The sequence below is a fragment of the Pseudomonas avellanae BPIC 631 genome (assembly GCF_000444135.1).
In the GTDB taxonomy this organism is placed as follows: domain Bacteria; phylum Pseudomonadota; class Gammaproteobacteria; order Pseudomonadales; family Pseudomonadaceae; genus Aquipseudomonas; species Aquipseudomonas avellanae.
This window is the reverse complement of record NZ_ATDK01000241.1, coordinates 20,025-27,272: the sequence shown is the minus strand read 5'-3', so window position 1 is coordinate 27,272 and position 7,248 is coordinate 20,025. Positions and strand designations below refer to the sequence as shown.

Sequence of the window (7,248 nt, the reverse complement as noted above, 5' to 3'; positions counted from 1 at the left end):
AGCGTCCAGAACGGCATGCGACGCGGAGCGTCGCACGATAGTGGTCGTTGAAATTACCGGCTGAAGCGCTCTGCCAGGCTGTGCAGGTATTGCGCCATTTCTTCCAGTTCGGTGCTGATCTGCGAGCCTTGTTGTGCCTGGCCCGCGCTTTGGTCGCAGAGTTGGGCGATGCGGGTGATTTGCTGGCTGATGTTTTCCGCAACGTGGCTTTGTTCTTCCGACGCCGAGGCCATTTGCTGGCTCATGCCGGTGATGCGCGTTACCGACTGGCTGATGCCGTCCAAGGCCTTCTGTACGGCTTCGACGCTGGCAACGCTTTCTCTGGAAATCTGTTCGCCTTTGTTGGCGGTCAGTACCGCACGGGCGGCGCCGTCGCGCAGGGAGGTGATGATTTGCTGGATCTGCTCGGTCGAGGACTGGGTGCGTGACGCCAGCGAACGAACTTCATCGGCGACCACTGCAAAACCACGCCCCTGCTCACCGGCACGCGCCGCTTCGATGGCGGCGTTGAGCGCCAGCAGGTTGGTTTGCTGGGCAATCGAGGTAATCACGTCAACCACGCTGCCAATCGACTGCGTGGCATCGGCCAGTTCGCCCACGGCCTGACCGATGTCAGTAACCGAATTGGCCATGTGCCGAATCGCCAACAGGCTGTCATCAGCCAGACCACGCCCCTGCTGCGCCAGCTTGTCGGCTTCTTCGGCAGCGTGGGCGGTGCTCTGTACGTTGTGCGTCACTTCCTGAATGGTCGCCGCCATCTGGTTGATGGCCGTGGCCGACTGATCGGCCTCGCTGCGTTGCTGATCAAGCGACTCGGCCTGGCGCAGCGACAATTGCGCCGACCGCCCGGCATGCTGGCGCACGCTCTCGCCAGTATCGGCCAAGCGTGTCAGGGGCGGTTTGCAGGCGGGCTTCTTCGCTGAGCATGGCCAGATCAAGTTGCGCCTGTGGGCCACGGTTGTCGCTGTAGGTCAGCGCAACCAGAGAACTGGTGAACGCTTTGGGGTGTTCTTCAAGGGTGTTGCGAATGCTGCGGCGCTGGCGCATTTCCAGAAAGCCGCCCAGCACAACCATCACGATCGGAATCATGATGATCGAAGGCAGATCATCCAGCAGGTAAACGCCGGCAGCCAGTGCCAGGGCGCAGAGGATCATCGGCAGCTGGCGAACCAGGTGATAGGCCGCCGTGCTGGTCGCCGAGACCGACGATTTGCCGGCACGCAGCCGTGCATACAAGGCATCGGCGCGGCGCACTTGATCGCGGGTCGGCAGCGAGCGCACCGATTCGAAACCGACGATGCGACCGTTTTCGTAGACAGCAGTGACGTAGGCGCTGACCCAATAGTAATCGCCCTGCTTGGAGCGGTTCTTGACCACGCCCATCCAGGGTTTGCCCTGCTTGATGGTTTCCCACATATGGGCAAAGACCGAGGCGGGCATGTCCGGGTGGCGCACCAGGTTGTGCGGCTGGCCGATCAGCTCTTCGCGGGTAAAGCCACTCAATGTGACGAAGGCGTCGTTGCAATAGGTGATGTGGCTGTTGAGGTCGGTGGTGGAGATGAGGCGTTCAGATGCCGGAAAAGTCCGTTCAGTCTGGGTGATAGGCATGTTGACGCGCATTGAAAATCCACTCCCTGATAATGCTCGATAGTCCGGGTAATCCCTGAAGGTTTAGCACAGTCGTTCAAAGTGGCAACCAACGGTCCAAGTGCAGAGTTTATCGCCCGCGTGGGTTCGGTCTTTAGCGGTGTCCGGGAATTGGCGTCATCGCTGGATGACATTGCGGTACACGTCACAGTGCAAGTGCGCGTCGAAGGTTTGCTTCATGCCGCAGATGCCTGCACCATGCCGACCTTTGGCGAAACACAGCGTCGAGCATTGCAATGGCAGGTCATACACCCTCAGCGCTGAAAGCCCTGATCAGCAAATTGCGCAGGCTGTTGAGCCAGGTTGCCGGTTCGACATCGGATCAGGAAAGGCCTTCGGCAGCGCCCGAAGTACTATCATCCGAACCCACGCAACCTGCCAAAAGCAGCCCGACCAAGCGCACGAAAAAGCTGCGCAAGCCTGCGGCTGCAAAGCCGCAGCCCAAACCCGTCGTACCCGCCTGCCCGCACTGCAAGAAGCCGATGGTGATCAAGGTCGCCCGCACCGGCCAGAATGCCGGAGAGTTCTGGGGCTGTGCGGGGTATCCGAAATGCCGGGGGATTCGGCCGATCTTTCGCTAGGCGTCAGACCGGGTCAGGCCCCCTAAATGCTCGAAAACGCTGAATCAGCTGATGCCCGCCAACAGCTCACGCGCCATGCGCCGATGCTCTTCGTCGGACTCGTCAATCACCTGTTGCAGGATTTCACGGGCCGACTCGAGGTCGCCGTCTTCGATCAGCACCTGAGCCTGATTGATCTGGCTGAGCGGGGGCTCTTCAAGATCCAGCAGGTCGAAATCCCCGTCATCGCTCATGAAACTGTCGAGAAAGTCGTCGCTCAGATCGTCAGCAGCGACTGGCGCAACCACTTCGATTGGCTCGATCGGCTCAACGCCATCCGGTTCAGAGAAATCACTGAGGAACTGCTCATCCGACAACTCGAAGACTTCCGGCAATCGAGTCAGGTCCGAAGAAAAGCCGGGGTCGACTTCAGCGGGCGCGGGCGCTGTCACGGTTTCTGGCTTGCTGCGCGGCGGCGGCGTGTCGAACGGATCGACCAGATCCCAGTCGGCGTCCATCGACAGGTCATCCAGGTTCAGCTGGAATTCATCGGTTTGCTGCGGGTTAAGGGACGCGGCGGCTGTTTCGTCCAGTTGCGCCGGGGGCTCAGGCTCCAGGTCCGGTTGCAGGTAGGCAGCTGGCTCTGGTTCGGCTTTGTCGAAAGACAGCGTGGACGCTGCTACGACCGCAGCGGCGGGGATGAACGCAGCAGGGGCCGCCTCCGCCGCTTTAAGTTGTGGAAAGCGATCGCGGATGTCCTGAATGGTCTGCGGATCGACGCCGTGCTCGAGCGCTAAGCGCTCTTCGCGAACAAAGCCGCTGCCATCGCCCTGCTCGGCCAGCAACTCCAGCAACCTGATGCGAATGTCGCCGCGCTCCGGCTGGCTTTCCAGGGCGCTGCGCAGAATGCCCATTGCCTCGCTGAATCGCCCGTAGGCAATGTAAATGCTGACACCGTCCAGCGCATCTGGCACAGCGCCAGACGGACGTTGCGGCGTCGCAGCCTTGACCGGCGTCGATGGCGATGCCTGGGCGGCAGGCTGCGGCGCAACGGCGGGCACCTCGAACACCGGGAGCATGGCGGCCTGGGCGGGCTTGATCAGCGGGTCATCCTGCGCAACGACAGGGGCCGTGGCCTGACGACGCTGACGGCGTTTCGAGTAGGCATACGCCAGCAACAGAAGCACAAGCGCCAGTATCGCGAGCAGTATCGGCAGGCTCACGAAAGGCTCGCTGCTCAATGCAACGGCTACTGCTGGCTGAGCCGGGGCCGCTGGCGGCGTGGCGGGTGCGGCAGGTCGGGCGGCGGACTGCGCCACGGCAAGGTCGCTGCGCAACGCAGTAATCTGCTTGTCCTTGCCGCTCATCTGCTCTTGCAGTTCCTGGGTCTGGGTTTTAAGCGCTTCCAGAGACTGCGCCAACTGCTGGTTTTCGATAGCGGCCGCCGACAACTGCTCGGCGGTGCGCTGCAACTCGGCAGGCGGCGCTACAACTGCGCTGGCAGCGGGGGCTGTGGCAGCAGCGGCAGGCATTACGGCGGAATCAGGCAGTAACAGGTCCTGACCGACTTTAAGCGCGGAACCGGCCCCTGCAGCAAACACCTGCGGGTTGAGCGCGCGAATGCCCTCGGCCATCTGGCTGGCCGACACTTTCCCGCCCGGCACTTGCAGGCGGCTGGCGATGCCGTTCAGCGTGTCGCCACTGGTGGCTGTGTAATGTTTGCCTTGCAGCGCTGCCGGTGGCGCGACCGGCATGCGCGATTCCTGCGCAGCATTCACCGAACGCTGCTGATTGCGGCTGCGCGTGGCGGCCAGCCCTTGCGGTGAAGTGGCAGGGTCGAGCAGCACGGTGTATTCGTGCAGCAAATCGCCGTTCGGGCGCGCCAACTGGACGAGGAAACTCAGATAGGGTTCGGTGACCGGCTTGTTGGAAACCACCCGGATCACGCCACTGTTACCGCGCAGCACGGGGGTGAAACGAAGGTCATTGAGAAAGAACACCCGTTCGATGCCTGCCTTGGCGAAGGCTTCGGACGATGCGAGCCTGGCAACGACGTCTTCATTGCTGAGCCCGCCGGTCTCCAGCAACTCGATTTCAGCATTCAGCGGCTGGTTGAGCGCCGAGTGCAACTTCATTTCGCCCAGGCCCAGCGCGGACGCCATCGTTGAGCAACTCAGCAACGCTGCCGCAATGGCGCCCTTGCAAAACAACTCGCGCGCCATACGGCCTGCACCTTCGACAGCAGCCAGAGAACTCTTCAGCATGCAAACCCTTATTGAAACCACAGCAGGCTTCTCACGTTAATCAGATGGACTTGAGTATCCGTTGCACGATTATGGTTGAGAACCCGCCGCTTCGTCTCAGGATCTTTCGAGATTGGCCAGAATCTGCGAGTGCACGCGCATGCTGACCCGCAAATCGTCCTCGCTTACCCCCTCCAACAGCTCGATACGCAAGACATTGGCGATGGTTTCGATCTTTTCGATGAGGGGCAAGGCGGTGTCGCTGAGCAGAATCTTTTTCGCCCGGCGATCCTCGACCACGGCCTGGCGCTGAACCAGGCCCTGTTTTTCAAGGCTGTCGAGCAACCGCGCCAGGGTCGGTCCTTCTACTCCCACGCTCTGCGCCAGCTCGCGCTGGGTGGGCGACTCGGTAAAACGGGCGAGGTGCAACAGGACCAGCCAGCGCGCCTGAGAAAGGCCGAGATCAGCCAGCCGACGATCCAGCTCGGCGCGCCAGCCCCGGGTGAGGTGTCCGAGTTGCATCCCGAAACGATGTTCGTCAGTCAATGGCATAAGGTAACTCGTGATTCAAACTAATTATTAGCGAGCTAAGCATGGTCCTTATGATCAGGCAAGCATGGAGCGGTGACGTTTCGTCGCACGCCGTTATACCTCAAATTCCGATTGCAGCGCCGCACGTACGCAATACAGCACGCCCTCCGGCACGCGACCGGCAAATTGCTCGGCAATCGCCGCGACCGGTGGCAGCTCGCCTTCGCCGTCGAGAAAGGCGTCCTGAACCTCGCCCAACAAGTCTTCCGGCAAATCGAGCGCCTGCTCGATGGACAACTGCTGCTTGCCGATGGCCTCGGCCAGCAGGGTGTAGACATTCTTTTCCGAGCACTGCAACTGGCCGGCGATCTGTGTCGGGGTCATGCCCGCACGCGCCAGGCTGATCAGCTCGTGGCGAATGTCGGCGACCACTTGCGGTGCCTCGGCCTTGCCGCTGAGCACTTCAAGGAAGGCATCGCCGTAACGCTCCAGTTTGCGCGCACCCACGCCACTCACTTTGGCCATTTCGGCCATCGAGCCCGGTTTGCTGCGCAGCATTTCCAGCAGGGTCGAATCCGGGAAAATCACATAAGGCGGCACGCCGTGCTCTTCGGCCAGCTTGCGGCGAAGGGCACGCAGGGCTTCCCATTGCTCGCGCTCTTCGCCACGCACCAGTTGGCTGGCCGGGCTGCCGGAACTGCTTCTTGAAGTGGTTTGTGGTTTGAGGTCGCGGCGCAGTTCCAGAGAAACCTCGCCACGCAGCAACGGGCGGCAGGTGTCGCTCAGGCGCAGGCCGCCGTAGCCTTCAAGGTCGATGTCGGCGAGGCCGCGCGCGACCAGTTGGCGGAACAGCGAACGCCACTCGGCTTCGGTGCGCGCTTTACCGACACCGAACACCGACAGGTGCTGATGACCGAAGCTTTGAACCTTGTCGTTGGATTTGCCGAGCAGTACATCGACCAGATGACCGACGCCATAGCGCTGACCGGTGCGGTAGATGGCCGACAGCGCCTGGCGCGCAGGCTCGGTGGCGTCCCAGGTTTGCACGCCATCGACGCAGTTGTCGCAATGCCCGCACGGGTTGGGCATGTCTTCGTCGAAATAGGCCAGCAGGGTCTGACGACGGCAGCGGGTTTCTTCGCACAGGGCCAGCATGGCATCGAGCTTGTGCTGCTCCAGGCGCTTGTGGCGCTCGTCGCCTTCGGAGTTCTGCAACATCTGCTTGAGCATCAGCACGTCTTGCAGGCCGTAGGCCATCCAGGCATCGGCGGGCAAGCCGTCGCGCCCTGCCCGGCCGGTTTCCTGATAGTAGGCTTCCAGCGATTTGGGCAGGTCCATGTGCGCGACAAATCGCACGTTGGGTTTGTCGATGCCCATGCCGAACGCGATGGTCGCGACCATGATCAGGCCTTCCTCATTAAGGAAGCGTTTCTGGTTGGCGGCGCGGGTTTCCGATGGCAACCCGGCGTGATACGGCAGCGCCGGATAACCGTTTTCACTGAGGAATACGGCCACCTCATCGACCTTCTTGCGCGACAGGCAGTAGACGATACCGGCATCGCTGCGCCGCTCGGACAGGAACGCCAGCAGTTGTTTGCGCGGCTGTTCCTTGGGCACGATGCGGTAGAAGATGTTTGGCCGGTCGAAGCTGGACAGGAAGCGTTCGGCGTTTTGCAGGTGCAGACGCGTGACGATTTCTTCGCGGGTACGCTTGTCTGCCGTGGCGGTCAGGGCGATGCGCGGCACATCCGGAAACAGTTCGGCCAACTGCCCCAGTTGCAGGTATTCAGGGCGGAAGTCATGGCCCCATTGCGACACGCAATGCGCTTCGTCGATGGCAAACAGGGCGATCTTCAGGTTTTGCAGAAATGACAGCATGCGCGGCTGAACCAGGCGCTCCGGGGCGAGGTAAAGCATTTTCACTTCGCCCAGACGGATACGGTTGGCCAGTTCGCGCTGCTGCTCGGCGTTGAGGGTGGAGTTGAGAGCCGCGGCAGAAACACCCAGCTCATCGAGCGTGGCAACCTGATCGTCCATCAGCGCGATAAGCGGCGAAACGACCACGCAGAGACCGTCCCGCAACAGCCCGGGCACCTGAAAACACAGGGACTTGCCGCCACCGGTCGGCATCAGCACCAGTGCATCGCCGCCGTTGGCTACACGCTCAATAATGGCACCCTGGCGACCACGAAAGCTGTCGTAACCAAAGATGTCTTTAAGTACGCGTTGTGCCTGCTCAAGCATAAAAACCCCGGAATATCCTGCTG

4 protein-coding genes and 2 pseudogenes are annotated in these 7,248 nt (G+C 61.5%); 1 reads left to right on the top strand and 5 read right to left on the bottom strand.

Going from position 1 to position 7,248, the window contains the following annotated elements:
* Window positions 1-53 precede the first annotated feature (53 nt).
* Window positions 54-1,089, bottom strand: a pseudogene (locus DW49_RS01000000128325) (methyl-accepting chemotaxis protein).
* A 119-nt stretch (window positions 1,090-1,208) separates the two neighbouring features.
* Window positions 1,209-1,620, bottom strand: a pseudogene (locus DW49_RS1000000134250) (PAS domain-containing protein); the annotation flags it as partial.
* Window positions 1,621-1,883: 263 nt separating this feature from the next.
* Here DW49_RS1000000134250 and DW49_RS0113000 point away from each other — a divergent pair.
* On the top strand, window positions 1,884-2,228 hold the full coding sequence (locus DW49_RS0113000; RefSeq protein ID WP_005616316.1) for a topoisomerase DNA-binding C4 zinc finger domain-containing protein: 345 nt from the start codon (window positions 1,884-1,886) through the stop codon (window positions 2,226-2,228).
* Window positions 2,229-2,272: 44 nt separating this feature from the next.
* Here the strand turns inward: DW49_RS0113000 and DW49_RS0112995 are convergent, their stop codons facing one another.
* The 3 genes from DW49_RS0112995 to recQ form a co-directional block, all read right to left on the bottom strand.
* Complete coding sequence (locus DW49_RS0112995; protein ID WP_005616314.1) at window positions 2,273-4,471, bottom strand: motility hub landmark protein FimV; 2,199 nt, start codon at window positions 4,469-4,471, stop codon at window positions 2,273-2,275.
* A gap of 96 nt (window positions 4,472-4,567) precedes the next feature.
* A complete protein-coding gene (locus DW49_RS0112990) occupies window positions 4,568-5,002 on the bottom strand; it encodes a MarR family transcriptional regulator (RefSeq protein WP_003381003.1) in 435 nt (144 codons plus the stop codon).
* Between the two features lie 93 nt (window positions 5,003-5,095).
* Complete coding sequence (gene recQ, locus DW49_RS0112985; RefSeq protein WP_024420676.1) at window positions 5,096-7,225, bottom strand: DNA helicase RecQ; 2,130 nt, start codon at window positions 7,223-7,225, stop codon at window positions 5,096-5,098.
* Between the last annotated feature and the right edge of the window lie 23 nt (window positions 7,226-7,248).

Bases quoted from the DNA above. Each gene is read 5' to 3' on its own strand.
- DW49_RS0113000 (WP_005616316.1), top strand. From the start codon at position 1,884: ATGGCAGGTCATACACCCTCAGCGCTGAAAGCCCTGATCAGCAAATTG.
- DW49_RS0112995 (WP_005616314.1), bottom strand. From the start codon at position 4,471: ATGCTGAAGAGTTCTCTGGCTGCTGTCGAAGGTGCAGGCCGTATGGCG.
- DW49_RS0112990 (WP_003381003.1), bottom strand. From the start codon at position 5,002: ATGCCATTGACTGACGAACATCGTTTCGGGATGCAACTCGGACACCTC.
- recQ (WP_024420676.1), bottom strand. From the start codon at position 7,225: ATGCTTGAGCAGGCACAACGCGTACTTAAAGACATCTTTGGTTACGAC.